Genomic DNA, 26,184 nt, shown 5'->3' on the forward strand with positions numbered 1-26,184 from the left:
CGCGAACCCGCCGAGGATGCCCTGCCCTGCCCTGCCCGGCCTGGGCGCGGTTCTACGCCATGAGGTCGGCCTCGGCCGGCCATCCGGTGACGCCGTCCAGTTGGACGTCGCGCAGGGTCGCTCCCTCGAGGCGGACTCCGGTGACATTGGTGAGGCCGTGCGGTGGTCTGCCACAGTTCACCGAGCCGAACGTGGCGTCGGTGAGGTCCGCGTCGCGGAGGTCGGCATCGCGGAGATCGTAGCCGGAAAGCGACACTCCGCGAAGTGACGCCCCGCGCAGGTCCGCACCGCTCAGATCGCAGAACGTGAACGAGCAGCCGTCCAGGGTGGCCTGCCGCAGATCGGCTCCCGCGAACGAGCATCGCGTGAAGCGCAACTCCGAGGGGCGAGCAGAGTCCAGATCCTGGCCGGTGAAGTCCTCCCCGTTCAGAGCCGTGCAGCGCGGGAGCGTGGCGAGTCGACGCCTCGCGTTCAGGGACTTGGTCATGGACGCCAGCCTGCCAGCCGCCCCCGGCGGGAGCCCGCGGATTTCCCACGGCCCGCCGCGACCGTGGACGCACATCGAGCATCACCATCGACTTCTGTCCCTGGTGCGGACGACGTCTCCCGGAGTCGCCGCGGGAGTGACGGAACGTCCTGCGCACGCGCCGGGTGGAGCCGGCTGCTCAGGGCCCGTACGTGACGTGTACCTCCTTGAAGCCGAGGGACTTGAGCAGGCCTTCGAGCATGCGGATGGTGTTGGTCTCGGCCCGGGCCGTCAGGCCGCTGTCCTTCGCCGCGTCGGCGATGTGCTTGACCGCGAGCCGCTGTACGGCCTGCTCGCTGTTGGGGTTGTCGGAGAACAGGTCGCCCAGGCGGTCGAGCAGACCGCGCTGCTTGGAGACGGCGTAGGAGTGGTCCGCGTCCAGGGCCGGGCGGCCGAGCCGTGCGTGCGGCAGCCGCAGCGTGGCCGAGGTGCGGTCGCCGTCGACCGTCACGTCCTGGTCGCCGAGCCGGCCGAGGTCCACGTAGGCGTCCACGGTGCCTGCCCCGACGTACAGGGTGCGGGTGCCGCGGATCGCGTCGGGCAGGTATTTGCTGTCCTTCTCCAGGTCCACGACGACCTGGAAGTTGCCGGAGGCGGCGTCGTAACGGCTCAGGTCCTGGATCGACTTCAAGAGCGCGGGGCCCGAGCGGTCGTGCGTCTCGGTGCCGAACAGGTCCTTGATGCCGGGCAGTACGGCCAGCGCGACACCGGCGAACAGCAGCGCGAGCACCACCACGACGGCACTCACCGCCTTCGCCAAGCCGGGCATGCGCCGAGTGGCTCGCTCGGGGGGAGTCGTCATCCCACGGTTCTCCTTCCTCCCTCCTGAGAATGCCCGCCAAATCCATTGCCAGACAGGGCAGTTGGCCGGACCTGAGATGGTTACGGCCCACGGGGGCCCGTCTCGCCCCGGCGGCTGCGTACCGCGGCCCGTCACCGGGCGATCAGTAGCATGAGCCGGGAGTCGGAAAATGATCAGCGAGGAGCGGATCGTGCGAGACATCGCGGTGTTCAGCGGCAGCGCCCACCCCGACCTGGCGGCGGAGGTCTGCGCCCATCTGGGTGTGCCCCTCAGCCCGGCGCGGGTCAGCCGGTTCGCCAACGACTGCCTGGAGGTGCAGCTCCGGGCGAACTGCCGGGAGCGGGACGTCTTCCTCATCCAGCCGCTGGTCAAGCCGGTGCAGGAGCATCTCGTGGAGCTGCTGCTGATGTGCGACGCGGCCCGCGGCGCCTCCGCCGGGCGGATCACCGTCGTGATGCCCCACTACTCCTACGCCCGCTCCGACAAGAAGGACGCGCCGCGTATCTCGCTGGGCGGCCGGCTGGTGGCCGATCTGCTGGTCGCGGCGGGCGCGAGCCGCGTCCTGGCGATGACGCTGCACGCCCCGCAGGTGCACGGTTTCTTCTCGGTGCCCGTCGACCATCTGCACGCGCTGCGCGAACTCGCCGAGCACTTCCGGCAGTACGACCTGTCCCGCACCACCGTGGTCTCCCCGGACCTGGGCAACGCCAAGGAGGCGGCCGCGTTCGCCCGGATGATCGGGGCCCGGGTGGCCGCAGGGGCCAAGCAGCGCTACGCCGACGACCGGGTGACCATCAGCTCCGTCATCGGTGATGTGGCCGGGCGAGACGTCATCGTGCTGGACGACGAGATCGCCAAGGGCAGCACGGTGCTCGAACTGCTCGACCGACTGCGCGAGTTGGGGCCCCGCTCCATCCGTGTCGCCTGCACCCACGGCCTGTTCGCGGCGGGCGCCCTCAAACGGCTGACCGAGCAGAGCGACGTCCTGGAGATCGTGTGCACCAACACCGTGCCGGTGCCGGTGGGGGACGAGGACTACCGGGCCCACAAGGACAAGCTGCGGATCCTGTCCATCGCCCCGGCCCTCGCGGAGGCCGTACGCCGCATCCACAACGGCGAGTCGGTCAGCGCTCTGTTCGACGCGCCGACCACCGAGTAGCCGTAGTCGGCTGCAATTCGGAGACATATGTCAACCGAACATGCTGGAATTCACTCCTACGAGGGTAACTTGCAGAGCAGGCAGGGGTGTTGGGCCCCGAAGGCCGGGGGATGCTGTGATCTCCGAGCCCGTCGTACTTGGAGCCGGTTGGAGGGGAATGCCGTCGTGCAGCAGGATCCCGCGCCGCCGTTCACCCGGCATCTGCGCGTCCATCGGGACCGCGGGCACACCGTGCTGGAGTTCCGCGGCGAGATCGACATCGCCGCGGAGGCACAGATCGCTCCCCACATCGACCGGGCCACCGCACGGCCCGGGGCCCGGGTCGTGATCGACCTGAGCCGGGTGGACTTCTTCGACTGCTCAGGGCTGCGCCTGCTGTACCGGGCCCGCGGCCTGGCCCTCGACCACGGCGGAGAGCTGCACCTGGTGTGCACGCACCCGCTGACCCTGCGCATCCTGAAGGTCACCGGGCTGTCCCGGCTGCTGCCCCCGCAGCCGACGCTGGAGGCGGCGCTGGAACAGCACGGGGCCGCGTCCGGCTCCGTGTGAGCGGGCGCATCGCCGTACGGTGAGCCCGGTCCCCGGGCGTCAGTCCATCAGCAGGACCAGCTTGCCCGTGGTGCGGCCGGTTTCGCCGAGCTCGTGCGCCCTGGCGGCCTCGGCCAGTGGGAAGGTGCCGGCGATCGTGGCGCGCAGCCTGCCCTGTTCGACGAGCTGCGCGACCGCCTTCATGCCGTGGTGGTCGGCGTCGACGAGCATCCGGACCGCCCGGACGCCGAGCCGCTCGGCCTCCTGGTAGAGGTCGTCGGAGCCGACCGGCAGGATCGACACCAGGAGCCCTCCCGGGCGCAGCACCCGCAGTGAACGGAGCGAGGTGTCGCCGCCGATGGTGTCCAGCACGACGTCGACGTCCCGTACGACCTCGGTGAAGTCGGTGGAGCGGTAGTCCACCGGCTCGTCCACGCCGATGCCGCGCAGGAATTCGTGCTTGCCCGCGCCGGCGGTGCCGAAGACGTACGCGCCGCGCGCCTTGGCGATCTGCACGGCCACATGACCGACCCCGCCGGCCGCCGCGTGGACCAGCACCCGCTGCCCCGCTCGGAGATCCGCCCGCTCCACCAGCGCCTGCCACGCGGTCAGCGACACCAGCGGCAGCGCGCCCGCTCCGGTGTGGTCGATCCCGCCCGGCTTCGGCGCGAAGGCCCGGGCCGGAGCGGTCACGTACTCGGCGTGCGAGCCGTGGCCGAACGGATACGGCAGCATGCCGAAGACCTCGTCCCCGGGCCGGAAGAGGGAGGCTCCGATGCCCGTCGCCTCGACCACCCCGGAGACGTCCCAGCCCAGGACGAACGGCGGTTCACCGAGGAAGCCGCCGTTGGCCCGGTGTTTCCAGTCCGTGGGGTTCACCCCGGCGGCGCGCACCCGCACCAGCACCTCGTTGGGCCTGGGCACGGGCCGCTCCAGTTCGATTTCCCGCAGCACCTCGGGACCGCCGAGGACGTCCTGACCGATCGCGCGCATCGTCTCCATGCGGTTCATCGTGAACGAGCCCGCCCGCGCCGGCCCGCTCATCCGGCGGCGAGTCTCGCGGTCCGGACTCTGCTGGTGCCGCGGGCACCTGACGGGTGGCCAGTTCGGCCGGAGTTCGCCCGCGGCGCGTGCCTGAATCCGCGGGGCCGGGATATCCGGGAGGTAGGGGCAGCGGGGCACCCTCGTCCCGCCGCCGGACCCTACGGAGGAGACATGTCGCTGGTCAACGCGGGCGTCGTGGTGCTCGACTGCGCCGAGCCCGAGAAACTCGCCCTGTTCTACAAGGAGTTCCTCCAGGCGCGGGAGACGGACGCGACCGCGAACCTGGTGGAGATCAGGGCCGCCGACGGACTGCGGCTCGCCTTCCGGCGCGACGCGAACGCGACACCGCCGAGCTGGCCGCGCCCGGAGAACTCGCTCCAGGTCCACCTGGACTTCCTGGTGGAGGACCTGGACGCGGCCGAGCGCCGGGTCGTCGAACTCGGCGGCCGCCCCGTCGAGGCCAAGGACGCCCCCGGCCCGTACGAGGAACGCAGTTGCTCCGACCCGGCCGGCCACACCTTCACCCTCCGCCGCGTCCACCAGGCCGGCCCCAAACAGGGCTGACCGAGGCGGGCGGCGGTGCCCGGGCTCCCTGCCGGGCGCCGCGCCGGTCACGGCCCCCGGCGGGTGCGGTCACCGGGGGTCCACGGCTGCGAGGGTCAGTCGTGGCCGTCCCTGGCCTTGGCGGGCCAGACGCCGAGCGAGCGCTCGACGGCGGTGGCGCCCGCCCGGTCGACGGCGCTGCGCACGACGGCGAAGATGGCGCCCTGGACGGCCGCGGCGAGCAGGATCTCGCCCCAGCGGCGGTCATGGTCGAGCGCCTCGGGAGCCTCCTCCTCGTGGCGGATGGCCTTCCACGTCGCGCGGAACGCCAAGCCCGCCAGTGTGCCGCCGACCCAGCCCAGCACGAAGCCGACGGGCTGGTAGGCGAGCGGGATCTTGTGCTTCTTCTTGGCCATCGGTGTCTCCTCTGCCGGTACGGGGAGTTGCCGGTACGGGAGTTGCCGGTACGGGGCCGGGGCCGTCAGGGCCGGCCTCGCTGCGGAACCTCCTCGCCGGGCCGTACGGGACCCGGAGGGGTCCCGTCGCCGAAGGGGCGCCCGCCGAGTTCCTCGCGGTGATGCGGGCTCAGCCAGCCCGAAAGGTCCGGTCCGAGCGGCACGATCCGGGTCGGGTTGATCCCCGTGTGCACCTGGTAGTAGTGCCGCTTGATGTGGTCGAAGTCGACCGTGTCCCCGAAACCGGGAGTCTGGTACAGGTCCCGGCTGTACGCCCACAGCACGGGGTTCTCGGCGAGCTTCCACAGGTTGCACTTGAAGTGGCCGTGGTAGACGGCGTCGAACCGGACCAGCGTGGTGAACAGCCGGATGTCCGCCTCGGTGATCGTGTCGCCTACGAGGTAGCGCTGTCCGGCCAGGCGGGACGCCAGCAGCTCCAGCCGTCGGAACACGCCCGCGCAGGCGGCCTCGTACTCCTCCTGGCTCGCGGCGAAGCCCGCCCGGTACACGCCGTTGTTGACGTCCTCGTAGACCTCCGCCATCACCGTGTCGATCTCGTCGCGCCGCGCCCGCGGGTACAGATCCGGCGCGCCCGGCCGGTGCAGCGCGCTCCACTCGGTGGCGAGGTCGAGTGTGATCTGCTGGAAGTCGTTGGTGACCAGTTCGCCGCTCGGCACGTCGACGACCGCGGGGACGCTCACTCCGCCGGGGTAGCCGGTCTCCCGCCGGTCGTAGGCCTCGTTGAGGAAACGGATCCCGAGCACGGGATCCCGGCCGTCGGTGTCGAGGGTGAAACGCCAGCTCCGGTCGTCCTGGATCGGATCCACGACGGCCAGCGACAGGGCGTCCTCCAGCCCCAGCAGCCGCCGTGAGACCAGTGCCCTGCTCGCCCACGGGCAGGCACGGCTGACCACCAGCCGGTAACGCCCGGCCTCCACCGGCCAGCCGTCCCGCCCGTCGGCGGTGATCCGGTCCGCGAAGTGGCTCCTGGAGCGCTTGAAGGCCTTGTGGCCGTAGGCGCTGTTGCCCTCGCCCCCGCCGCTCATGTGTCCTCCCTGCTCGACGGATGTCCTGGTGAACACGTTCCCCGAAATCCGCCGGCGGCACGGCGTGGGGCGCGGCGGCGGGGGAGCGGGCACGAAAGGGCCCCGCCGCGACGGGGGAGCGCGGCGGGGCCTGACAGACGCATGCCCGGTCGGGGCGGGCTCATGCCTCCCGGCCGGATTTTCTCGCGCGGCTCAGTTCCCGGCGGCCGGTTCCAGCACGAAGACCGGGATCTCCCGCGAGGTCTTCTCCTGGTACTCGGCGTACGGGGGGAACGCGGTCACGGCCCGCTCCCACCACCGCGCCTTCTCCGCGCCGGTGACCTCACGGGCCGTCATGTCCTGCTTGACCGGACCGTCCTGGAGCTCGACGCGGGGGTCGGCCCTGAGGTTGAAGTACCAGAACGGGTGCTTGGGCGCACCGCCCTGGGAGGCCACCACGGCGTACTGCCCCTCGTGCTCCACGCGCATCAGCGGTGTCTTGCGGATCCTGCCGCTCCGAGCGCCCACGGTGGTCAGCAGGATCACGGGCAGTCCCGTGTCCCGCAGCGTGGTCCCCTTGGTGCCGCCGGAGCCCTCGTACAGCTCCACCTGCTCCCGCACCCACTGCGTCGGGCTGGGCTCGTACTCGCCCTCAAGAGCCATGCCGGCCGTCCTCTCGTCGCATCCCGTGACCGATGGTGCAACGCCATTCAACATCCGCACCCCCACGATTCATCCCCACCGCGCCGCCCTGTGGGCGGGACGCGTCCCTCGCGGGCGGGGCGCGTCCCTGTGGGCGTACCGTGGCCGGGCCGCTTACCCCGGCGGCAGCAGCATGCGTACTGCCAGTGCCGTGATTACGGTGCTGGACGCCAGGGTTGTCACCAGGCGTCCCCGGCGGCTCGTCAGGGTGCGGCCGAGCAGGGCGCCGCCGCTGGCGAGCAGGAGTTGCCAGCTCGCGGAGGCGGCGAGGGCCGCCAGTACGAACACCGCCTGCTGGGGCGGTGGCGCGGCCTGTGTGCCACGGGTGCCGAGCACCAGCGCCGCGAAGTAGACCAGCGTGGTGGGGTTGAGCAGGGTGATCCCGAGCAGCGCCAGGTACGCACGGGCCGGGCTCGGCGGCGGTGGGGCGGTCCGGGTGGCGAGCCGGTGCCCGCGGTACCGCCGCACCGCGCCGACCGCGCCCCGGACGGCCAGCGCGGCGAGCAACAGGGCCGACGCCCAGCGCAGCGGCACGAGGACCGGCCGCAGCGCGGCGGCCACGGCCGAGCCGCCGAGGGTGGCGAGCAGGGCGTAGAGGCCGTCGGCCGTCGCCACGCCGAGCGCGGCGCACACACCGGTCCGCAGGGACGTACGCGCGGTCAGGGTGACGAGGTAGGTCGCGACGGCGCCGACGGGCACGGCGATGCCGTAGCCCGCGAGCAGGCCCGCGACGAGCGCGTCGCTCACGACCGCGGCGGACCGGGCCTCCGGGGACGGCCGGGCTGCTGCTGGGACCGCGCGGAGAGATCGGCGGCGGACGGCAGCGGCGGGAACACATCGGTCGTGGACATGGCCGGATCCTGCAGCCCGCGCCGTTTCGGCGGCAACCGAATTACGATGCGGAATGGGTGGTTCCCAGCCAGATCCCGCAGGTCCCCGATCTGGCCGAACTTGATGTCGTGTCCTAGGTGCCCCGGGCATCTAATGAAGATCGGCACGACGCATCCTTCGTCTGCGAGGTCTTCCATGACAGACCTGACCGAACTGTCCGAGCCCGTCTCCTTCCCCCAGGACCGGGCCTGCCCCTACCACCCGCCCACCGGGTACGACCCGCTGCGCACCGCCCGGCCGCTGGCCCGCATCCGGCTCTACGACGGCCGCCCGGCCTGGCTCGTGACCGGCCACGCCGTCGCCCGTGACCTGCTGGTGGACCCCCGGCTGTCCACGGACCGCACCCGCTCGGGCTTCCCGGCCACCACGCCCCGCTTCGCCGCGGTCCGCGACCGCAAGCCGGCGCTCCTGGGCGTCGACGACCCCAAGCACCGTACCCAGCGGCGGATGATGATCCCGAGCTTCACCCTCAAGCGCGCCACCGAGCTGAGGCCGCGCATCCAGAAGATCGTCGACGAACTGCTGGACGCGATGATCGCGCAGGGACCGCCCGTCGACCTGGTGCGCGCCTTCGCGCTGCCGGTGCCGTCCATGGTGATCTGCGCCCTGCTCGGCGTGCCCTACGTCGACCACGAGTTCTTCGAGGAGCAGTCGAGGCTGCTGCTGCGCGGACCGACGGCTGAGGACACGCAGGACGCCCGGGACCGGCTGGCGGCGTACCTGGAGGAGCTGATCGACGACAAGCGGCGGCAGCCCGGCGAGGGCCTGCTGGACGAACTCGTCCAGCAGCGGCTGAGCGAGGGCGAGCTGGACCGCGAGGAGCTGACCGCGCTGGCGATGATCCTCCTGGTCGCGGGCCACGAGACCACCGCCAATATGATCTCCTTGGGCACCTACACGCTCCTGCTGCACCCCGACCGGCTGACCGAACTGCGCGCCGACCCCTCGCTGCTGCCGGACGCGATCGAGGAACTCATGAGGATGCTGTCCATCGCGGACGGGCTGCTGCGGCAGGCCACCGAGGACATCGAGATCGCCGGGACCACGATCAGGGCCGGGGACGGCGTGGTCTTCTCCACCTCCGTGATCAACCGCGACGAGGAGGTCTACCCGGCGCCCGACACCCTCGACTTCCACCGTTCGGCCCGCCACCACGTCGCCTTCGGCTTCGGCATCCACCAGTGCCTCGGCCAGAACCTCGCCCGAACCGAGCTGGAGATCGCCCTGCGCTCGCTTCTCGAACGGCTGCCGGGGCTCCGGCTCGCCGCCCCGCCGGAGGAGATCCCCTTCAAACCTGGCGACACCATCCAGGGGATGCTGGAACTCCCCGTCAGCTGGTAAGAGGCTGCCGTCATGCACATCGAGATCGACAAGGACCGCTGCATCGGCGCCGGACAGTGCGCCCTGACCGCGCCGGGTGTGTTCACCCAGGACGACGACGGCTTCAGTGCCCTGCTGCCCGGCAAGGAGGACGGCGCCGGCGACCCGATGGTCAGGGAGGCCGCCCGGGCCTGCCCCGTGGGCGCCATCACGTTGTCCGACGACGAGTAAGCGGGCCACGCCGACCGCCGGCCGCCGCGGGACGCGGCGGCCGGCGGGCCGGCTGCCCGTCGGCGCCCGCCCGTGGCACCGGCGGCGGAGGATTGACTAGGGTTCCCGGGTGAGTGAACAGGCCCAGCAGCCCTCCGGGGCAATGCCCGGGAAGGAGCCCGGGACAGCTTCCGGGAAACCCTTCCTCTACGTCGTCGTCTGCGCCGCCGGCATTGCCGAGGGCGTCAGCAAGCTGATCACCGCCGCACAGGAGCGGGGCTGGGAGGCCGGTGTCATCGCGACCCCGGTCGCCATGGGCGGCTTCTTCGACACCGCCGCGGTCGAGGCGCTGACCCGCCGCCCCATACGGTCGGCCTGGCGCACGCCTGCCGACCCGCGCCCGTTCCCGCCGCCGGACGCCGTGGTCGTGGCGCCCGCCACCTTCAACACGCTCAACAAGTGGGCCGCCGGGACCGCCGACACCCTGGCCCTGGCCACCCTGTGCGAGACGTACGGCCTGGGCGTCCCGGTCGTGGTCCTGCCGTGCGTCTCCGACACGCTCGCCGCCCACCCCGCCTACCGGGAGAGCCTCGCCCGCCTGCGCGGGATGGGCGTCCGCTTCGGGGAGCCGTTCTCCGGCGAACCATCGCCGGACGGCGGCCGGCCCGACTTCGGCTGGGAACGGGCACTGGACCTGCTGGACACGTTTCCGACGCGGACGCCCGCGGGCCGCCCCGGCTCGTGACCGGCGACCGCACCATGGACAGGAGCGCCAACGATGCAGTACGTGAAGCTCGGTTCGACGGGTCTCGAGGTGTCGCGGATCTGTCTGGGCTGCATGACCTACGGCGTGCCCGGCCGCGGCACGCACGAGTGGACCCTCGACGAGGAGGCGTCACGCCCGCTGATCCGGCAGGCGCTCGAGGCGGGGATCACCTTCTTCGACACGGCCAACGTCTACTCCGACGGCACCAGTGAGGAGATCGTCGGCCGCGCGCTGCGCGACTTCGCCCGACGCGACGACATCGTGCTCGCCACCAAGGTGCACGGCCGGATGCGGCCGGGACCCAACGGCGGCGGGCTGTCCCGCAAGGCGATCATGACGGAGATCGACCACAGCCTGCGCCGGCTGGGCACCGACTACGTCGACCTGTACCAGATCCACCGCTGGGACCCGCACACGTTGGTCGAGGAGACCATGGAGGCGCTGCACGACCTGGTGAAGGCAGGCAAGGTCCGCTACATCGGGGCGAGTTCGATGTACGCATGGCAGTTCTCCAAGGCCCAGTACACGGCCCTGCTGCACGGCTGGACCCGGTTCGTCTCCATGCAGAACCACTACAACCTGCTCTACCGCGAGGAGGAGCGGGAGATGCTTCCCCTCTGCGCGGACCAGGGCGTCGGCGTACTCCCGTGGAGCCCGCTGGCCCGCGGCCGCCTCACCCGGGACTGGGGCGCCACCACCGAGCGCAGCACCACCGACGCCTTCGGCGGCCGGCTCTACCCGGAGGGCGACCGCGGCATCGTCGAGGCCGTCACCCGCGTCGCCGGGGACCGCGGGGTCCCGCGCGCCCAGGTCGCCCTCGCCTGGCTGCTGCGTCAGGACACGGTCACCGCGCCGATCGTCGGCGCGTCCAGGCCGGAGCACCTGCGGGACGCGGTGGCCGCGGTCGAACTGGAGCTGAGCGACAAGGAGGCCGAGGAACTGGAAGGGCCGTACGGACCGCACGCCGTCAGCGGTCACTGAGGGCGGCAATTGCCGTGCCCATCGGGCAGTAATCGCATTCCATCCACGGGAATTGACAATTCGTCAACACAGGGTGCCGGGAGCGTTATGCACAAAACCGCGTGATCCCTTGTTGCTCGCCGCTGGCCTATGCAAAGGTGTGGCCAGTCGGCGAGCAGGCCATGGGTCCTCCCTCTGCGCGGTGGACGTTCGAGATGCCGACACGCCTTTCTGGGACGGGTTTTTTGGTACGGGCCAAATCCGCGGTGTGTATGGAGGAATGCGGTCGTGAAAGACCAGGGCACGTCCAATTCCCCCACGTCACCCGGTCCGTTCGGTACCACGGACGAGCAGTTGAGCGCCGAACTCCGGAAGTGGACGGGTACTTCGCCCGCTCTGCTGCCCGTCGGTGAACTCCTCGACCGGCACTGGGAGGCGGCCTTCACCTACGCACGGCTGTGCGCCGACGGCCCGCATCCCGCGGGCATGCTCACCACCGCGGCTTTCACCCGCCTGTTCGGCGAGTCCCTGCGGCAGTCCGGGCCGACCGCCGCCTGGCGGCCCCAACTGCTCGTCACCGTACGCCGGATCGCGGGGGAGTGGAGCACGGACCACCGCCAGGAGATGCTGCACCCGGAGTTGAGGGCCGCGGGCGCGGACGGCGACCGGATCGCCGCGCGGCTGCTGCCGCCGGGCGACCGGCGTCTGCTGTCCCGGGCGTTCCAGCGGCTGCCGCAGACGGGGCGCGCCCTGCTGTGGCACGCGGAGGTCGAGGCCGAAGCCGCCGCCGCCCCGGCCCGGCTGCTCGGCCTCGACGAGGAGGACGCGCGCGTCGAACTCGGGCGGGCCCGGGAGCGGTTGCGCGAGGAGTGCCTCCAGGTGCACCGCGAGGTCGCACCCCGGCAGGAGTGCCTGCTCTACCTGCGGCTGCTCGACGTGACCTACCGGCGCGGCGGCGTCCACGTCGACCCCGATCTGCGCACGCACCTGGCCGGCTGCACGCACTGCCGGCACACCGCCGACCAACTGGCCCAGTTCAACGCGGACCTGGGTGGCGCGCTGGCCGAGGGCGTCCTCGGCTGGGGCGCCCGCGCCTACCGTGCCTCCCGCCTGGCCGGCCCCACGGCCGCGACGGAACCGGAACACCCCACGCCCGCCGTCGAGTCGGGGCCGGCCGTGCCCGCCGGGGGAGAGCCGTTCGCGTCGGGGTGGCCGGGGACGCCGGGCGGGGGCGAGCCTTTCGCGCCGGATCCGTCCGGTCCGCCGGCCGCAGGCCCGGCGTACCCGGCCGGGCGGCCGGATGGCCCGTACCCGGCCGGGCGGCCGGATGGCCCGTACCCGGCCGGGCGGTCCGATGGCCCGTACCCGGGCGGCGCCCTCGGCACCGACCCGGCGGGCAGGCCCGCCCCCGAGATGTTCGCCGCCGCGCCCTTCGCGGCCCCCGCCGCTGCCGAGCCCTGGGGTTCCGCCCCGCCGCCCACCACCGCGGCCGACGGCCCGGTCCCGCAACCGGCACCGGCCGGTCGCGGTACGGGGGCCGAGCCGGGCTCTGCCGATCGCGGGGCGCCAACGCCGGACGCGGAGCCGGCACCGGCCGGTCGCGGCGCCGCGACAGCGGGACCGGGGGACGGGGCGGCGTCGGCAGGGGGGACGGCCGGGGGCCGTGCGGCCGCGCGGGGGCGGTCGGCCCGGAAGGCGGCGCGGCGGGCGCGGCAGCGGAACCTGGCCATCGCGGTGGCGACGGTGAGCGGGCTGGCCGTGCTGCCGCTCGCGCTCTGGGCGGTGCTCGGCTCCGGAGACGGAACCCCGACGCGCCCCGAAGGGCAGCCCTCCGGGCCGCCCGGCACCGGCGCCTCGGCCTCCGGACCGTCCTGGACCGGAGCCGGGACGGCGGCCAGGGGCACCCTGCGCGGCCGGCTGCACAACGCCGCGTCCGGATTGTGCGTCGACGTCGTCGGCAAGAAGGCCGTCGAAGGCGCGGAGACCGAGCTGGCGGCCTGCTCCTCGGCTCCCGGCCAGCAGTGGGTGTACGAGACCGACGGCCTGCTGCGCAGCGGCGCCGCGCCCGGCCTGTGCCTGGACTCCCGCCTCGGCTACTCGGTACGGCTCGCCCCCTGTGTGGACGCCTCCGGACCCGGCGCCAGGAACATCCGCTACGACTTCACCCTTCAGGGCACCCTCGTACCCCGTTTCGACCAGGACCTGGCCCTGACGCCCGCCGCCACCGACGGCGGCGGCGCCCTCGTGCTCAAGACCCGTGCGAAGAGCGACACCCAGCGCTGGGCGATGGACAGCTCCACGCCGGAACTGCAGATGGAGGTCGTCAACTGGGACCTGGACGGCGGCTCGTCGGCCCGGCCCGGCCCCGGAACATCGGAGCCTGCGAAATCGCCGGCGACGCCCGCCCCGGCCCGCAGTGCGCCCCGGCCGACCCCGCCGCCCACGCCCGGTAGCGCCGAGCCGTCCCCCACGGACCGTTGCTCCTCCCACAGCCACCCCTGCCCGTGGGACGACCGGAACAGGCGCCACCGCCACGGTGGCGGCCGCTGAGCGACGTCAGCGGTGGTGCGGCGGCGGGGGAGGCGGCATCGTCGTGAGGTCAGGCGCCGCCTCCGGCCACACCAGCAGCACCGCGCAGGGCGCGTGGTCGACGGCGAACCGCGCGGCCGGACCCAGGCTGTGCGGGCCGAGCCGCTCGCGGTCGCCGTCGCGGGCGAGCACCAGCAGGTCCGCGTCCTCCGCGGCCGCCACCACCTCGCGCTCCACCCGCCCGCGCCGTTCCATCCGGGTGCACGGCCGCCCGAGCCGGGCCGCGGCCGCCTCGAGCAGCTCAGCCGCCGACGTACCGCCGAGGTCCGTCAGCAGGTCGCCCGGATCGCGCTCGGCGCGGCCGCGGCCCAGCAGCCCGGCGAAGGCCCCGTGCGCCACCGCGGGCACCTCCGGCCCGCTGACGTGCAGCAGGACGACGTCGGACGCATGCGGAGCATGGGTGCGTACGGCGTCCACGCAGGCGGGCCAGGTGCCCTCCACCAGCCAGGTGATCACACGCATCCGGTCGGCCTCCTTCCGTTTCACAGCACCGTCAGCGCCCCCCACAGTGCCACCACGGCCGGTACGAGCGCGGCCGGCACGGCCAGCAGACCCAGCCGGGTGAACTCCCTGAGGTCCACACCGTGTTCGTGCTGGTGTACGATCCGCCGCCACAGCAGGGTCGCCAGCGACCCGGCGTAGGTGAGGTTCGGGCCGATATTGACGCCGAGCAGCACGGCGAGGACGGCCCCCGGCCCGGCCGGCGCGGTCAGCGGCAGCAGGACCAGCACCGCGGGCAGGTTGTTGATCAGGTTGGCGAGGACGGCGGCCAGCGCGGCGACGGCGAGCAGCGCGGGCAGTCCCGTACCGCCGGGCAGGACGTGCCCGAGGGCATCGGCGAGACCGTTGTCGACCACCGCGCGGACCACGATGCCCAGGGCCAGGACGAAGACGAGGAAGGCCGGCGCCGCGGCCCGCACCACGCTCAGCGCCGTCGCCCTGCGCCGCAGCAGCGCGCGCCCGGCCAGTACCAGCGCCCCCGCCAGGGCGGCCCACACCGGCGCCACGCCGAACGCGGAGGCCACGACGAACCCGGCGAGCGTGCAGGCCACGGTGACCAGGGCGAACAGCGGCAGCTCGGGCGTCTCGCCGGTGCGCGGCGAGGGCACCGCGGCGGCCAGATCGCGGGCGAAGAAGCGCCGGAACACCACGTACTCGGCGCCGATCGCCACCAGCCACGGCAGCGCCATCAGCGCCGCGAACCGGGTGAAGCTCAGCCCACTCGCCGCGAACGCCAGCAGATTGGTGAGGTTGGAGACCGGCAGGAGCAGCGACGCCGTGTTGGACAGATGCGTGCAGGCGTAGACGTGCGGTTTGGGCCGTACGCCGGTGCGGGCGGCGGTGGCGAACACGACCGGCGTCAGCAGTACGACCGTGGCGTCCAGGCTGAGCACGGCGGTGATGGCGGACGCCAGCGCGAACACGGCGGTCAGCAGCCGCACCGGGCTGCCGCGCGCCCGGCGGGCCATCCACGCCCCGCAGGCCTGGAACAGCCCGTCCACGTCGCAGAAGTGGGCGAGCACCAGCACCGCGGCGAGGAACCCGACCACCGGCCCCAGCCGCTCCGCCTCGGCCCGCGCGTGGTCCAGCGGGATCGCGCCGGTGGCGACGGCGATCCCGGCGGCGGGTACGGCCATGACCGCCTCGGGCCAGCCGAAGGGGCGGACGACGGCCCAGGCGAGCACGGCGACGAGCAGGACGACCGAGAGGGCCTCGGCCAGCGGGGTGTTCAGTGCGGTGTTCCTCCGGACGTGACCGACGGTGCCCGTCCATCAAAGCAAAGGGCCGTGCCGGGCCTCCGCGGGAGAGCGCCGCCGACGGAGCGGGTCAGGGCTCGGTGCCGGGGCTGAGAACCGTCAGGAACACCGAGGAGGCGTTGCCGCCCACGGGCACCTCGCCGGCCGTCCACTTCACCGTGAGGTGGTCGCGCTCGTCCGGCGGTGTGACGATCACCGAGGCGGGCGTCGCGGTCTTCGCGCCGCTCACTCCGGGGTTGGAGAAGGTCAGCCCCGCCCAGGCGCTCTGGCCGGGCTTCAGCGTCACCGTGGTGGGTGTGCCCGAGGACCGCTTCGGGTCAGGGCCGAGCTGCCTGCCGGAGGCGTCCACGAAGGCGGCGCCGGGATAGCCGCGCACGGTGCAGGTGCGGCCGGAGGTGTTCGTCAGGACGACCGGGAAGTTCTCCTGCCCGGCGCCCGGGTTCTCGCGGCCCACCGACGCCCTGAGTTCGGAGGTGTGACAGCGGGTGCTCGTGACGGGGGTGCGGGTGCCGCCCGTGTTCCGGGCGGTGCCCGGGGCGGAGCCGGTGACCGTGCCGCTCGGGGGCGCGGCGCCGCCACTGGGCGTGGAGCTCGTGCCGGGGGCCGTGCCGGGTGCCGTCCCGGCGGTGGTGCCGCCGGTCGCGGGCGCGGCGGTGCCGGAAACCTTCTGCGGAGCGCCGCTCGTGCCGCTGCCGTGGCCGCAGGCGGTCAGCGGCAGGCCCAGCAGGGCGACCGCGCCGACGAGCAGGGCCGCCCGGCGGGCGGACGGGGATTTGTGCGCCATGTTCCACACTCCTGGGTCGCTCGCACGCGGTGCCCGCGTGCCTCCGGCGCCGGGTGCGCCGTCCTGAGTGTCCGATGCACGGACCGGGCGAAAAGTTCGCGGCCGCCCGCACCTTTCTCCCGGTGATTCCTTCCCGCGCGGACCCCGGCCGGCTCTCACCCGTACGGGGTGGAGCGGCCCGCACCCGTACGGAGTCAGGTGACGCGCAGGGAGCCCAGTACGCGGTCGGTCGCGTCGCCGCCGCCGTGCTGACGGATCTGCACGTACACCTGCGGCTGCCCGCCACCGGCCGGGACCAGCGCGGTCTCCGTGAGCCGGCCGCCGCCGGGGCAGCCGCTCCAGGTCCGGATCCGGCCGTGCCACCGCCCGCCGGTGTAGGCGCGGGCGCCGTCGTAGTGGCAGCCCGGGTGGCCGAGGGCGTCGACCCGGGCGGTGACGTCGCCGTGCTCGCTCAGTCCGGCGAACACCCCGCGCACGTCGGCCCCGAGGTCCTGCCACCGGGTCAGGTCGTCGGCGACGGCGAGCCCCGGCTCGTGCCCGGCGGGCAGCCCCAGCGCCGCGGGATCCCAGCCGGAGTCGCGCAGTTGGCGCCCCCAGCCGTCGGGCACCCGCACCGCGATCCGGCCGGTGGCGTCCTCGACGCCCACACCGGAGGCCGAGGACGGCTGGTTCACCAGGACGAAGGCGGCCCCGGCGACGGCGACGGCCGCCACGGCGGCGGCCAGTGCGACGGTCCTGGACCGCCCACGCGGGCGGACGGCGGAAGACGGGGCCGAGGCCAGCCGGTCCAGTTCGTCCGCGAACGCCTCGGCGGTGGGCCAGCGCCGCGCCCGGTCAGGTTCCAGGGCCCGCATCAGGGCCCGGGTGACACCGGGGTCCAGGCCCGGCCGCAGCCGCTCGGGCCGTACCACCTCGCCGGGCTCGGCGGGCACCGTGCCCGTGACGAGCCGGTAGCCGACCGCGCCCAGGCCGTAGACGTCCGCCCGCGCGTCGATGCCCGCGCCGGGCCCGGCCTGCTCCGGCGGCCGATACCCGGCCGAACCCGCCGCCAGGGTCAGCCCCGAGGCCTGCGCCAGGCTCTTGGCGAGCCCCAGATCGGCGAGCAGCACCCGGCGGGTGCCGTCCGGCGCGGTGCGCAGCAGCACGTTGCTCGGCTTGACGTCCCGGTGCACGATGCCCGCCTCGTGCAGGGCGTGGGCGGAGCGGGCGGCCAGCGCGGTCAGCCGCAGGGCCTCCGGCACCGGCAGCGGACCGGCGGCGAGCAGGTCGGCGAGGGTGCCGGCGTCGGCGTACTCCATGACGAAGTACGGTCTGCCGTCCGGGAGTTCACCGATGTCGTAGACCTGGACCACCCGCGATGAGCCAGCCTTGCGCAGCAGCCGTGCCTCGGCCAGGAACCGCTCCCGCACGTCGAGGCGGTGGGACCAGTTCTCGGCGAGGACCTTGACGGCGACGGGAGCCTCGAGCTCGTCGTCGTGGGCGAGCCACACCGTGCCGAAGGCGCCCGTGCCCAGGCGCCGTTCGAGCCGGTAGCGGCCGATCCGCTCGAGGGAGTGCATGCGACTATCATGCCTGCCCCGGGATCGACGCAAAGGGGGCCTTGTCGTGCAGAACGCCGCGCCGGTCGAAGACCTCGCCCGCCGTGCCGCCGCCGGTGACGGCGCCGCGCTGGAGGCCCTGCTCCAGCAGGTCCGGCCCGAGGTGCTCCGGCGCTGCGGGCGTTTCCTGCCCTGCCGCGAGGACGCCGAGGAGGCCGCGCAGGACGTGCTGCTCCAGATCGCGCGGAGGATCACCTCCTTCGAGGGCCGCAGCCGCTTCAGTACCTGGCTCTACACGGTCGTCGCCAACTGCTGCCGCCAGAAGTACCGGGAGCTCAAGCGCCGCGCCGCCGAGCAGCCCGCGCGGATCGAGCCCGCGCAGTACGCCGACCCGCGCACCACGAGCGTCATCGCGGGCTCCCGGGTGGACCTGTTGGAGGCGCTGGAGCGGCTGGAGCGGGAGCATCCCCACCTGGTGGCGCCGCTGGTGTACCGGGACATCTGCCGGCTGGAGTACGCCGAGGCCGCCGAGCGGGTGGGCATCCCGCTGGGCACGCTCAAGTCGCGGCTGCACGAGGCACGGCGGCGGGTGCGGCCCTGGCTGGCCGACGGGTCCTGAGACCCGGCCCGGCTCAATCGTCCTCGATCAGGCTCAGCTCCGCCCAGATCGTCTTGCCCTCGGCGGTGTGCCTGCTGCCCCACCTCCGGGTGAGCTGGGCGACCAGCAGCAGGCCGCGGCCGCCCTCGTCCCAGGTCTTGGCGCGGCGCAGGTGCGGAGCGGTGTGGGTGGTGTCGGACACCTCGCAGGTCAGGTGCGACTCGTCGTGGATGAGCCGGAGCCGTATGGGCGGGGTGCCGTACCGGATCGCGTTGGTGACCAGCTCGCTGACCACCAGTTCGGTGGTGAACGCCGCCTCGCTCAGCCCCCAGTCGTCGAGCCGGTCGACGACCTGCTTGCGGACCGGCGCGACCAGCGACGGGTCGGCGGGGATCTCCCAGGTCGCCACCTGGGAGGGCGGCAGGACGCGGGTGCGGGCCAGCAGCAGCGCCGCGTCGTCGGAGGCGCTGCCCGCCGGCAGCAGGGTGTGCAGGACGCGGTCGCAGATCTCCTCCAGCGAGCCGCCGCGGGCGGCGGCCAGCGCCTCGCACAGCAGCCGGTGCCCGGCGTCGGTGTCCCGCTCGCGGCTCTCGATCAGCCCGTCGGTGTAGAAGGACAGCACGCTGCCCTCGGGCAGCTGGAGCTCGACGCTCTCGAACGGCAGCCCGCCCAGGCCCAGCGGTGGACCGGAGGGCAGCTCCACCCGGCGGGGCGGGCCGTCCGGCGGGACCAGCATCGGCGGCGGGTGCCCGGCGCGGGCGAGCGTGCAGCGCTGGGAGACCGGGTCGTACACCGCGTACAGACAGGTCGCGCCGACCTCGCCGGGCCGTCCCTCGGCCCCGGCCTCGGCGGACAACCGGGCCACCACGTCGTCCAGATGGGTGAGCAGCTCGTCCGGGGCGAGATCGATGTCGGCGAGGGTGCGCACGGCGGTGCGCAGCCGGCCCATGCTGGCCGAGGCCTGGACACCGTGCCCGAGGACGTCCCCGACGACCAGGGCGACCCGCGTCCCGGACAGCGGGATCACGTCGAACCAGTCGCCGCCCACCCCGGCCCGGGCCGCCGGGAGGTAGCGGGAGGCCGCTTCCACCGCGGCGGTGCGCGGCAGGCTGCGGGGCAGCAGGCTGCGCTGGAGCGCGAGGGCGGTCTCCCGCTCGCGGGAGTAGCGCCGGGCGTTGTCGATGCAGACGGCGGCGCGGGCCGTGACCTCCTCGGCCAGCAGCACGTCGTCGGGCATGAAGGGGGCGGGCTGCCGGAACCGGGTGAACACGGCCACCCCGAGAGTCACGCCCCTGGCCCGGATCGGCACGGACATCGTGGCGTGGACGCCGAGTTCCAGGGAGTGCAGGCGGCGCACCGGGTCCCAGGACAGCCACTTCTCGAGGTCGCCGGACTCCTTGGAGATCACCACGGAGTGGCCCGTGACCAGGGAGGCGCCCTGCGGGGAGGTGGCCGGGTACAGCTCGGTCCGCCCGGTGGTGCCCAGCGCCTCGGGGCTGCCCGCGTTGACGGAGCCGTGGGCGGCCCGGCGCAGTACGACCGGCATCGTCACCGGCCCGGTGAGCGGTTCCCCGCCGTGCTCGGGCGGGTCCAGCAGGTCGACGCTGACGAAGTCGGCGAGGGCCGGGACGCAGACGTCGGCGAGTTCCTGCGCCGTCCGGGCGACATCGAGGGTGGTGCCGATGCGCACACTCGCCTCGTTGACCAACTGCAGCCGTTCGCGCGCCCGGTACTGTTCGGTGAAGTCGTGCGCGGCGACGCACACCCCGCGCACCCGCCCCTGCCTGTCGGTGATCGGGGACATCCGGGCCAGCCAGGCGCTCACCTGGCCATTGCCGCCTATCGGCACGTACGTCCGCACGTCGTTCCCCCGGCCGGTGGTGAGGACCCGGTGCATGTGCCACTCGAAGTCCTCGCTCTGCCGGCGGCCGCCGATCTCGGAGATGCGCAGGCCCCGCAGCCGATCGGCCGGCACCCCGAGCACATCCGCCATGGCGGCGTTCATCCCGTGCAGCCGCAGCCGCTCGTCGTAGATCGCCACGGCGCAGGGGGACTGCATGAGCTCGGCCCGGGTCAGCGGGTCGTCGGGGTCCGGGGGGCCGCCGCCCTCCAGCGGGGTGACCAGGAGCCAGTTGCCGCCGTCCTCCGGGCGCCGGTGGTGGGCCAGGACCCAGATGGGCACGGTACGCCCGTCGCGGTGGCGCACCGTCAGCGTGCCGTTCCAGCGGGGCTCGTCGGGAAGGGGGGTGTCCGGGGCGTCGGCCAGCAGGGTCGCGGCCTGCTCGCCCAGCACCTCCTCGGGCGCCCAGCCGAGCAGCCGGCGCGCGCCCTCGTTCCATTCGACGAGGACGCCGTGCTCGTCGACGACGGCCCGAGCCGTGGCGGCATCGTCGAACGGATACACGGGGCTCATCGTCGGCACTCCATCGCGCACACTCACAGTGAACAGGTGCGTCACTTCCGTTCCAGCCTAGTGCGTGGCGGCGCCGTACGGACGGCGACCCCCCTGCCGGTCGAACGCGGTCACGCGGCCGGGCCCGCCGTGCGGCGCGCCGGTGCCAGGGACGGACGCGTCGGCGCCGCGGACGGAAGGCCGGTGCGGCCGTCCGGCGGGGAAGGCCGTGCCGGCGGCCCGGAAGGCAACACGTCCCGTCGGGACCGTTGACGGATGTCATGGCTGCAACAAACATGGTGCCTTCGGCCTTGGGAGCGCTCCCATCGACGCCGCCCGTACCTCCTCCGAGGAGCCCAGACGTGAAACGACGCAGAACCACCCTGCTGTCCGTGGCAGCCCTGCTCGCGGCGGCCCTCACCACCCTGCCGTCCGCCCCGCAGGCCCTGGCCGACGAGGTCGAGCAGGTCAGGAACGGCACCTTCGACACCACCACCGAGCCGTGGTGGACAACGAGCAACGTCACCGCGGGCCTGTCCGACGGTCGGCTGTGCGCGGACGTGCCCGGCGGCACCGCCAACCGCTGGGACGCCGCCGTCGGACAGAACGACATCACCCTGGTGAAGGGCGAGACCTACCGGCTGTCGTTCACGGCGACCGGCACCCCCGACGGGCACGTCGTCCGGGCCCTTGCGGGACTCTCGGTGGCGCCGTACGACACCTGGTTCGAGGTGAGCCCGCAGTTGAGCGTCTCGGGGAACGCCTACTCCTACACCTTCACGTCCCCCGTCGACACCACCCAGGGCCAGGTCGCCTTCCAGCTCGGCGGCACCGTGGACCCGTGGCGCTTCTGCCTTGACGACGTGTCACTCCTCGGCGGCGTCCCGCCGGAGGTGTACGAGCCCGACACCGGGCCGCGGGTGCGGGTCAACCAGGTCGGCTACCTGCCCGGCGGCCCCAAGAACGCCACGCTGGTCACCGACGCCGGCACCAAGCTGCCCTGGCGGCTGCGCGACGCCCGCGGGACCGTCGTGGCCCACGGCTGGAGCGCGCCGCGGGGCACGGACGTCTCCTCCGGGCAGAAGGCGCACTCGATCGACTTCGGCGCCTACCGGGGGAGCGGCAAGGGCTTCACCCTGGTCGCCGACGGCGAGACGAGCCATTCGTTCGACATCCGTGCCGACGTCTACGACCAACTCCGCCTGGACTCGCTGAAGTACTACTACACCCAGCGCAGCGGCATCCCGATCCGCGAGGACCTGCGCCCCGGCTACGCCCGCCCGGCCGGCCACCTGAACGCCGCCCCCAACCAGGGCGATGCCAAGGTGCCCTGCCAACCGGGCCTGTGCGACTACACGCTCGACGTCACCGGCGGCTGGTACGACGCCGGCGACCACGGCAAGTACGTCGTCAACGGCGGCATCACGACCTGGGGGCTGCTGAGCACCTACGAGCGCACCCTGCACGCGCGCACCGCCCGGTCCGCGAGCCTCGGTGACCGGACGCTCGCCGTCCCGGAGAGCGGCAACAAGGTGCCCGACATCCTGGACGAGGCCCGCTGGGAGCTGGAGTTCCTGCTGAAGATGCAGGTGCCGGCCGGGCAGCAGCTGGCCGGCATGGCGCACAGCAAGATCCACGACGAGCAGTGGACGGGGCTGCCGCTGCTGCCCAGCCAGGACCCGCAGAAGCGCGAACTGCACCGGCCCACGACCCAGGCGACCCTGAACCTGGCGGCGACCGCCGCGCAGGCGGCCCGCCTCTACGAGCCCTACGACCGGGCCTTCGCGGCGAAGGCGCTGCGGGCCGCGCGCACGGCCTGGACCGCCGCGCTCGCCCACCCCGCGGTCTACCCGGACCCGGACGACGGCATCGGCGGCGGCGCGTACCCCGACGACAACGCCACCGACGAGTTCTACTGGGCGGCCGCCGAGCTGTACCTCACCACCGGTGAGCGGCAGTTCGCCGACCACGTGACCAAGTCACCGCTGTACACGGCCGACGTCTTCGGCAGCGTCAGCTTCGACTGGGCCGCCACCGCGGTACCCGCCCGCCTCGACCTCGCCACCGTCCCGAGCAAGCTGCCCGGCCGGGAGAAGGTGCGCCAGTCGGTGATCAAGGGCGCGGACAAGTACCTGGCCACGCTGAAGGCGCAGCCCTACGGCATGCCGTACGCGCCCGCGAACAACGTGTACGACTGGGGCTCCAACAGCCAGATCCTCAACAACGCCCGCGTCCTCGCCGCCGCCTACGACCTCGACGGCGCCGTGAAGTACCGAGACGGCGCGGTGCAGAGCATGGACTACGTCCTGGGCCGCAACGCCCTCAACATCTCCTACGTCACCGGCTACGGCACGGTCAGCTCCCGCAACCAGCACAGCCGCTGGTACGCCCACGAGCTCGAGCCGAGCCTGCCGAACCCGCCGAAGGGCACCGTCGCGGGCGGGGCCAACTCCAGCATTCAGGACCCGTACGCGCAGAGCAGACTCCAGGGCTGCGTGGGCCAGTTCTGCTACATCGACGACATCGAGTCCTGGTCGACGAACGAGACGGCCATCAACTGGAACGCGGCGCTGGCCTGGATGGCCTCCTTCGCGGCGGACCAGGGCCGGCCCGCCGGATCGCCCGCCCACCCCGGACGCGGGTGAGCGAGCCGGACCGAAGGAGCGCCGCCGCGTCCCCAGCGGCGCGGCGGCGCGCGGCCCCGATAGCCGCGGACCCGCCCCTCGGTACCGCCGTCCCGTAGCTGTGATCAGCGGATATTTACGGGAAAGTACCCGCGCGGTACCGTGTGGACCATGCCAGCTCTCAACGTGGAGTTCAGCGACCGCGAGCTCGAGGACCTGCGTCAGATCGCCAAGGAACGCGGTACGTCGATGAAGGCACTCGTGCGCGAGGCCGCCGCTGCGGACATAGCCCGGCACCGGGCCCTCCAGGAGGGCGCCGAGGCCTTCCGGCGGTTCTTCACCGCCCACGCGGACGAGTTCGCGACGGCCTTTCCCGAGGACGAGACAGCTACGAAGGGCGAGGGGCGGGCAGCCTGACCGATGACCCCCGTCATCCACATCGATGTTCCCTGGCTGCTCCAGCGCCACGAGGAAGTCCTGCCGGACCAGCCCGCCGTCGACGACTTCTCGGCCCTGGTGGCGGCCGTCGCCCGTCACCGCGTCGACCCGCCGCGTCTCGGCGTCGATTCGGACCCCGCCTGGCGGGCCGCCGCCCTGCTGCACACCCTCGCCGTGCTCAAACCCCTGCCGTCGGCCAACGCCCGTTTCGCCTGCGCGACGGCCGTGGCCTACATGTTCGTCAGCGGCGTCGGCATCGACCCGCCCTACGGCGCCCTCGTCGACCTCAGCCGCGACCTCATGTCCGGCAAGGCCGACGTCTACGGCGCCGCCGACCGCCTGCGCTCCTGGGAGATCTGACACCGCTCGCCGTATGCCCCCTCGGGGCCGCCGGCCGTGGGCGGGAGGAACACGGTCGGCGGCCCGGCGCGCGCAGGAGAGCCGCCGTCCTGCGCCGGGCCCCCTGGAGAGGCCGACACCAGTGCACTCCCGGGCCGGGCGTGCGGGGAGCGTGCGCGCGGCGCCGGTGTGTGCGCGTGCTTCACACGGGGCGCACGGCGATGGTGGGAACACGTGGGCGTGCGCCGCTCGGTGGCGTACGCGCACAGCGCCCGGTGAGTCCCGCTTCCTGAATTTCCGTCAATGATGCCCGTGTTGTCGGTATGTCTTGTTGTGTGTCAATGAGCTGTGCAAGGCTGAGCGGCCCGTGCGTGGGCAAGGGCCGGTCTTGAAGGGACAGTTGGGGAGTCGAGCCGATTCGTCCGCCGGCCGTGTGCCAGACCCGCGGGCCCGCTCCACACAGGTACGTACCAAAGGAAGCCTCTTCGTGCCCACCCCCCACCCCACCCGTCCCCCCAGCCCCCCGCCCGGCGGGATCCCCGGGGAGCCCGACGAATCCCTCGCCGCCCGGCTCACCGGAAGCACGGACGACGAAGTCGCCCACTGCGTCGCCCTGCTGATCGCCCGCCACTGGCAGCCGGTCCACGACTACGCGGTGATCTGCCTCGCCTCCCCGGCGCCCCTCGCGGCGATGGTGACCTCGGCCGCCTTCCACCAGGTCTTCGACCGGCTGACCCTGGGCGAGCCGGGCACCGCGCTGCGCCCCCGGCTGCTGCTGACCGTGCGGGACACGGTCCGGCTGTGGGCCGCCGAGGACCGCGTGTCCGCCGCCCTGCCCGAGTTGCACAAACCCGCCGGAGGCAGGGGCATGCGAACCGCCGCGACCCTGGTCCCCGAGAACCGCCGGCTCGCCCAGCGGTCCTTCGAGAGCCTCGCCCCGGCCGCCCGGTGCCTGCTGTGGCACACCGAGGTGGAGGCCGAACCGCTCGGCGTCCCGGCCGGGTTGCTCGGCATGGACCCCGACACGGCCTCCCGCACCCTGGGGGAGGCCAGGGACAAGTTCCGCGAGGGCTGCGTGCGCGCCCACCGCGAACTCGCGCCGACCGACGACTGCCGCTTCTACAACCGGCTGCTCGACGTGCCGATCCGCCGCGGCGGCGCCCTGCTGCCGGACGTCGAGCGGCATCTGGACGACTGCCGCTACTGCCGCGACGCCGCCGGGCAGCTCGGCCAGGTGGAGAACGCACCGGGCGCGCTGCTCGCCGAGGCGGTGCTCGGCTGGGGCGCCCGCCGCTACTTCGACTCCCGCCCGGGCCGCGCCGGGCACGCCGCGCGCGCGAAGGGCTCCGCCCGGCACGGCGGGGGACGGCCGGCCGGAGGCGGCCGGCACCGGCTGCTGTCCCGGATCGCCGCGCCGGTCCGCCGCGCCCAGGGCGGCCCGCGGCCGTTCCGGGCGCTGCGCACCGGCCTCGGCCTCGTCTCCGCCTCCCTGCTCGCGACCGTGCTCGGCGTCAGCCTGTGGTCGCACGGCGACGGCACCGCCCCGGCCGCGTCCACCGGCGCGTCCGGCTCCCGGGACACGGTGCCCGGCGCCGACTCCGATGCCCCGTCAGGCGGTTCCGCGGAACCCGGCACCGCCGGGCCGTCCCCGTCGACCGAGGAGACCCGGCTGCGCAACATCGCGGCCGGCCTCTGCCTGGCCGTCCGGGGTGAGCCGAAGGCCGGAGCCGCCACCGCACTGGCCGAGTGCTCCTCGGCCTGGAGCCAGCGGTGGACGCTGGAGGACGACGGGCTGCTGCGCAGCGTCGCCGACCCCGGCCTGTGCCTGGACTCGCACGCGGACGCGGGCGTGGTCGTCCTCGGCACCTGCGCGGAGGCCGGTGACGGGCGGGGCCCCGACGTGCGCTACGACGTGGGCGCGCAGGGAGAGTTGCAGCCCCGCTGGGGCGAAGGACTCGCCCTGACCTCCGCCTCGCCGCAGGCGGACGCGGACATCGTCGTCAAGGTCGGCGACGGCACCGCCGCGCAGCGCTGGGCGGCCGACTCGGCGTCGGTGACTCCGGGGCCGCTGTCGGTCGCCGGGCCGGGCACGCCGTCCGCCCGCCGGGCCGCACCGCCGGACGTCACCATGTGAGCGGCCGTGGGGGGCGCCCCCCCCCCGGCGCCGGGCCCCCCCGCGCGGGAGAGAGCGGCG

The 26,184-nt window shown here is 73.6% G+C and carries 25 protein-coding genes and 1 pseudogene; 14 read left to right on the forward strand and 12 right to left on the reverse strand.

Annotated features, from left to right (window positions below; genetic code table 11):
- Positions 1-52 precede the first annotated feature (52 nt).
- Entirely contained in the window at positions 53-487 is a 435-nt protein-coding gene (locus ACWEK3_RS15810; protein ID WP_450538541.1) for a pentapeptide repeat-containing protein, read from the reverse strand.
- A gap of 74 nt (positions 488-561) precedes the next feature.
- On the opposite strand from ACWEK3_RS15810, the pseudogene ACWEK3_RS15815 reads away from it, so the two are divergent.
- A pseudogene (locus ACWEK3_RS15815) lies at positions 562-627 on the forward strand (DUF6980 family protein); the annotation flags it as partial.
- 38 nt (positions 628-665) lie between these two features.
- Here ACWEK3_RS15815 and ACWEK3_RS15820 read toward each other — a convergent pair.
- Positions 666-1,328, reverse strand: coding sequence for a DUF4230 domain-containing protein (locus ACWEK3_RS15820; RefSeq protein ID WP_450538543.1), 663 nt, complete (start codon positions 1,326-1,328; stop codon positions 666-668).
- Between the two features lie 190 nt (positions 1,329-1,518).
- Between ACWEK3_RS15820 and ACWEK3_RS15825 the strand changes: the two genes are divergently transcribed.
- Positions 1,519-2,487, forward strand: a complete 969-nt coding sequence (locus ACWEK3_RS15825) for a ribose-phosphate diphosphokinase (protein ID WP_450538544.1) — start codon at positions 1,519-1,521, stop codon at positions 2,485-2,487.
- A gap of 165 nt (positions 2,488-2,652) precedes the next feature.
- Complete coding sequence (locus ACWEK3_RS15830; RefSeq protein ID WP_361424767.1) at positions 2,653-3,036, forward strand: anti-sigma factor antagonist; 384 nt, start codon at positions 2,653-2,655, stop codon at positions 3,034-3,036.
- Between the two features lie 39 nt (positions 3,037-3,075).
- On the opposite strand, the gene ACWEK3_RS15835 is transcribed toward ACWEK3_RS15830, so the two are convergent.
- Positions 3,076-4,026 carry an NADP-dependent oxidoreductase gene (locus ACWEK3_RS15835; protein ID WP_453249911.1) on the reverse strand — a complete coding sequence of 317 codons (951 nt, stop codon included), beginning with the start codon at positions 4,024-4,026 and terminating at the stop codon, positions 3,076-3,078.
- A gap of 204 nt (positions 4,027-4,230) precedes the next feature.
- Here ACWEK3_RS15835 and ACWEK3_RS15840 point away from each other — a divergent pair, with 204 nt between their 5' ends.
- Positions 4,231-4,623, forward strand: a complete 393-nt coding sequence (locus tag ACWEK3_RS15840) for a VOC family protein (protein ID WP_450538546.1) — start codon at positions 4,231-4,233, stop codon at positions 4,621-4,623.
- A 95-nt stretch (positions 4,624-4,718) separates the two neighbouring features.
- On the opposite strand, the gene ACWEK3_RS15845 is transcribed toward ACWEK3_RS15840, so the two are convergent.
- The 4 genes from ACWEK3_RS15845 to ACWEK3_RS15860 form a co-directional block, all read right to left on the reverse strand.
- Complete coding sequence (locus tag ACWEK3_RS15845) at positions 4,719-5,018, reverse strand: DUF4235 domain-containing protein (RefSeq protein WP_453249896.1); 300 nt, start codon at positions 5,016-5,018, stop codon at positions 4,719-4,721.
- A gap of 65 nt (positions 5,019-5,083) precedes the next feature.
- A complete protein-coding gene (locus ACWEK3_RS15850; protein WP_453249897.1) occupies positions 5,084-6,103 on the reverse strand; it encodes a glutathione S-transferase family protein in 1,020 nt (339 codons plus the stop codon).
- 192 nt (positions 6,104-6,295) lie between these two features.
- The gene (locus ACWEK3_RS15855) at positions 6,296-6,745 is read right to left on the reverse strand and encodes a nitroreductase family deazaflavin-dependent oxidoreductase (RefSeq protein WP_450538552.1); all 450 of its coding nucleotides are present in this window, start codon (positions 6,743-6,745) and stop codon (positions 6,296-6,298) included.
- 153 nt (positions 6,746-6,898) lie between these two features.
- Positions 6,899-7,531 (reverse strand): LysE family transporter, encoded by a 633-nt coding sequence (locus ACWEK3_RS15860; protein WP_453249898.1) that lies wholly within the window; start codon positions 7,529-7,531, stop codon positions 6,899-6,901.
- A 279-nt stretch (positions 7,532-7,810) separates the two neighbouring features.
- Here ACWEK3_RS15860 and ACWEK3_RS15865 point away from each other — a divergent pair, with 279 nt between their 5' ends.
- From ACWEK3_RS15865 to ACWEK3_RS15885, 5 genes are all read left to right on the forward strand, one after another.
- Positions 7,811-9,016 carry a cytochrome P450 gene (locus ACWEK3_RS15865; RefSeq protein WP_450538556.1) on the forward strand — a complete coding sequence of 402 codons (1,206 nt, stop codon included), beginning with the start codon at positions 7,811-7,813 and terminating at the stop codon, positions 9,014-9,016.
- Positions 9,017-9,028: 12 nt separating this feature from the next.
- Positions 9,029-9,226: a ferredoxin gene (locus ACWEK3_RS15870; protein ID WP_361424750.1), complete on the forward strand. Its 198-nt coding sequence runs from the start codon at positions 9,029-9,031 to the stop codon at positions 9,224-9,226.
- A gap of 142 nt (positions 9,227-9,368) precedes the next feature.
- Positions 9,369-9,950 carry a flavoprotein gene (locus ACWEK3_RS15875; protein ID WP_450538656.1) on the forward strand — a complete coding sequence of 194 codons (582 nt, stop codon included), beginning with the start codon at positions 9,369-9,371 and terminating at the stop codon, positions 9,948-9,950.
- 33 nt (positions 9,951-9,983) lie between these two features.
- Positions 9,984-10,952 carry an aldo/keto reductase gene (locus ACWEK3_RS15880; RefSeq protein ID WP_453249899.1) on the forward strand — a complete coding sequence of 323 codons (969 nt, stop codon included), beginning with the start codon at positions 9,984-9,986 and terminating at the stop codon, positions 10,950-10,952.
- 267 nt (positions 10,953-11,219) lie between these two features.
- Positions 11,220-13,481, forward strand: coding sequence for a ricin-type beta-trefoil lectin domain protein (locus ACWEK3_RS15885; RefSeq protein WP_453249900.1), 2,262 nt, complete (start codon positions 11,220-11,222; stop codon positions 13,479-13,481).
- Positions 13,482-13,487: 6 nt separating this feature from the next.
- Here ACWEK3_RS15885 and ACWEK3_RS15890 read toward each other — a convergent pair whose 3' ends face one another.
- The 4 genes from ACWEK3_RS15890 to ACWEK3_RS15905 form a co-directional block, all read right to left on the reverse strand.
- Complete coding sequence (locus ACWEK3_RS15890; RefSeq protein WP_388477463.1) at positions 13,488-13,982, reverse strand: universal stress protein; 495 nt, start codon at positions 13,980-13,982, stop codon at positions 13,488-13,490.
- Positions 13,983-14,002: 20 nt separating this feature from the next.
- Complete coding sequence (locus ACWEK3_RS15895) at positions 14,003-15,205, reverse strand: arsenic transporter (RefSeq protein ID WP_453249901.1); 1,203 nt, start codon at positions 15,203-15,205, stop codon at positions 14,003-14,005.
- Positions 15,206-15,347: 142 nt separating this feature from the next.
- The gene (locus ACWEK3_RS15900) at positions 15,348-16,061 is read right to left on the reverse strand and encodes a DUF4232 domain-containing protein (RefSeq protein ID WP_453249902.1); all 714 of its coding nucleotides are present in this window, start codon (positions 16,059-16,061) and stop codon (positions 15,348-15,350) included.
- A gap of 194 nt (positions 16,062-16,255) precedes the next feature.
- Positions 16,256-17,620, reverse strand: coding sequence for a serine/threonine-protein kinase (locus ACWEK3_RS15905; RefSeq protein WP_453249903.1), 1,365 nt, complete (start codon positions 17,618-17,620; stop codon positions 16,256-16,258).
- A gap of 46 nt (positions 17,621-17,666) precedes the next feature.
- Here ACWEK3_RS15905 and ACWEK3_RS15910 point away from each other — a divergent pair, with 46 nt between their 5' ends.
- Positions 17,667-18,218 (forward strand): RNA polymerase sigma factor, encoded by a 552-nt coding sequence (locus ACWEK3_RS15910; protein ID WP_453249904.1) that lies wholly within the window; start codon positions 17,667-17,669, stop codon positions 18,216-18,218.
- Between the two features lie 13 nt (positions 18,219-18,231).
- Here the strand turns inward: ACWEK3_RS15910 and ACWEK3_RS15915 are convergent, their stop codons facing one another.
- Positions 18,232-20,610, reverse strand: a complete 2,379-nt coding sequence (locus tag ACWEK3_RS15915) for a SpoIIE family protein phosphatase (RefSeq protein ID WP_453249905.1) — start codon at positions 20,608-20,610, stop codon at positions 18,232-18,234.
- Positions 20,611-20,951: 341 nt separating this feature from the next.
- On the opposite strand from ACWEK3_RS15915, the gene ACWEK3_RS15920 reads away from it, so the two are divergent.
- From ACWEK3_RS15920 to ACWEK3_RS15935, 4 genes are all read left to right on the forward strand, one after another.
- Entirely contained in the window at positions 20,952-23,234 is a 2,283-nt protein-coding gene (locus ACWEK3_RS15920) for a glycoside hydrolase family 9 protein (RefSeq protein ID WP_453249906.1), read from the forward strand.
- Between the two features lie 150 nt (positions 23,235-23,384).
- Entirely contained in the window at positions 23,385-23,630 is a 246-nt protein-coding gene (locus ACWEK3_RS15925) for a hypothetical protein (protein ID WP_100571383.1), read from the forward strand.
- 3 nt (positions 23,631-23,633) lie between these two features.
- Positions 23,634-24,011: a toxin Doc gene (locus ACWEK3_RS15930; protein ID WP_361426256.1), complete on the forward strand. Its 378-nt coding sequence runs from the start codon at positions 23,634-23,636 to the stop codon at positions 24,009-24,011.
- Between the two features lie 466 nt (positions 24,012-24,477).
- Positions 24,478-26,124, forward strand: coding sequence for an RICIN domain-containing protein (locus tag ACWEK3_RS15935; RefSeq protein ID WP_450538572.1), 1,647 nt, complete (start codon positions 24,478-24,480; stop codon positions 26,122-26,124).
- Positions 26,125-26,184: the final 60 nt, after the last annotated feature.

Source organism: Streptomyces sp. NPDC004721, from assembly GCF_053601495.1.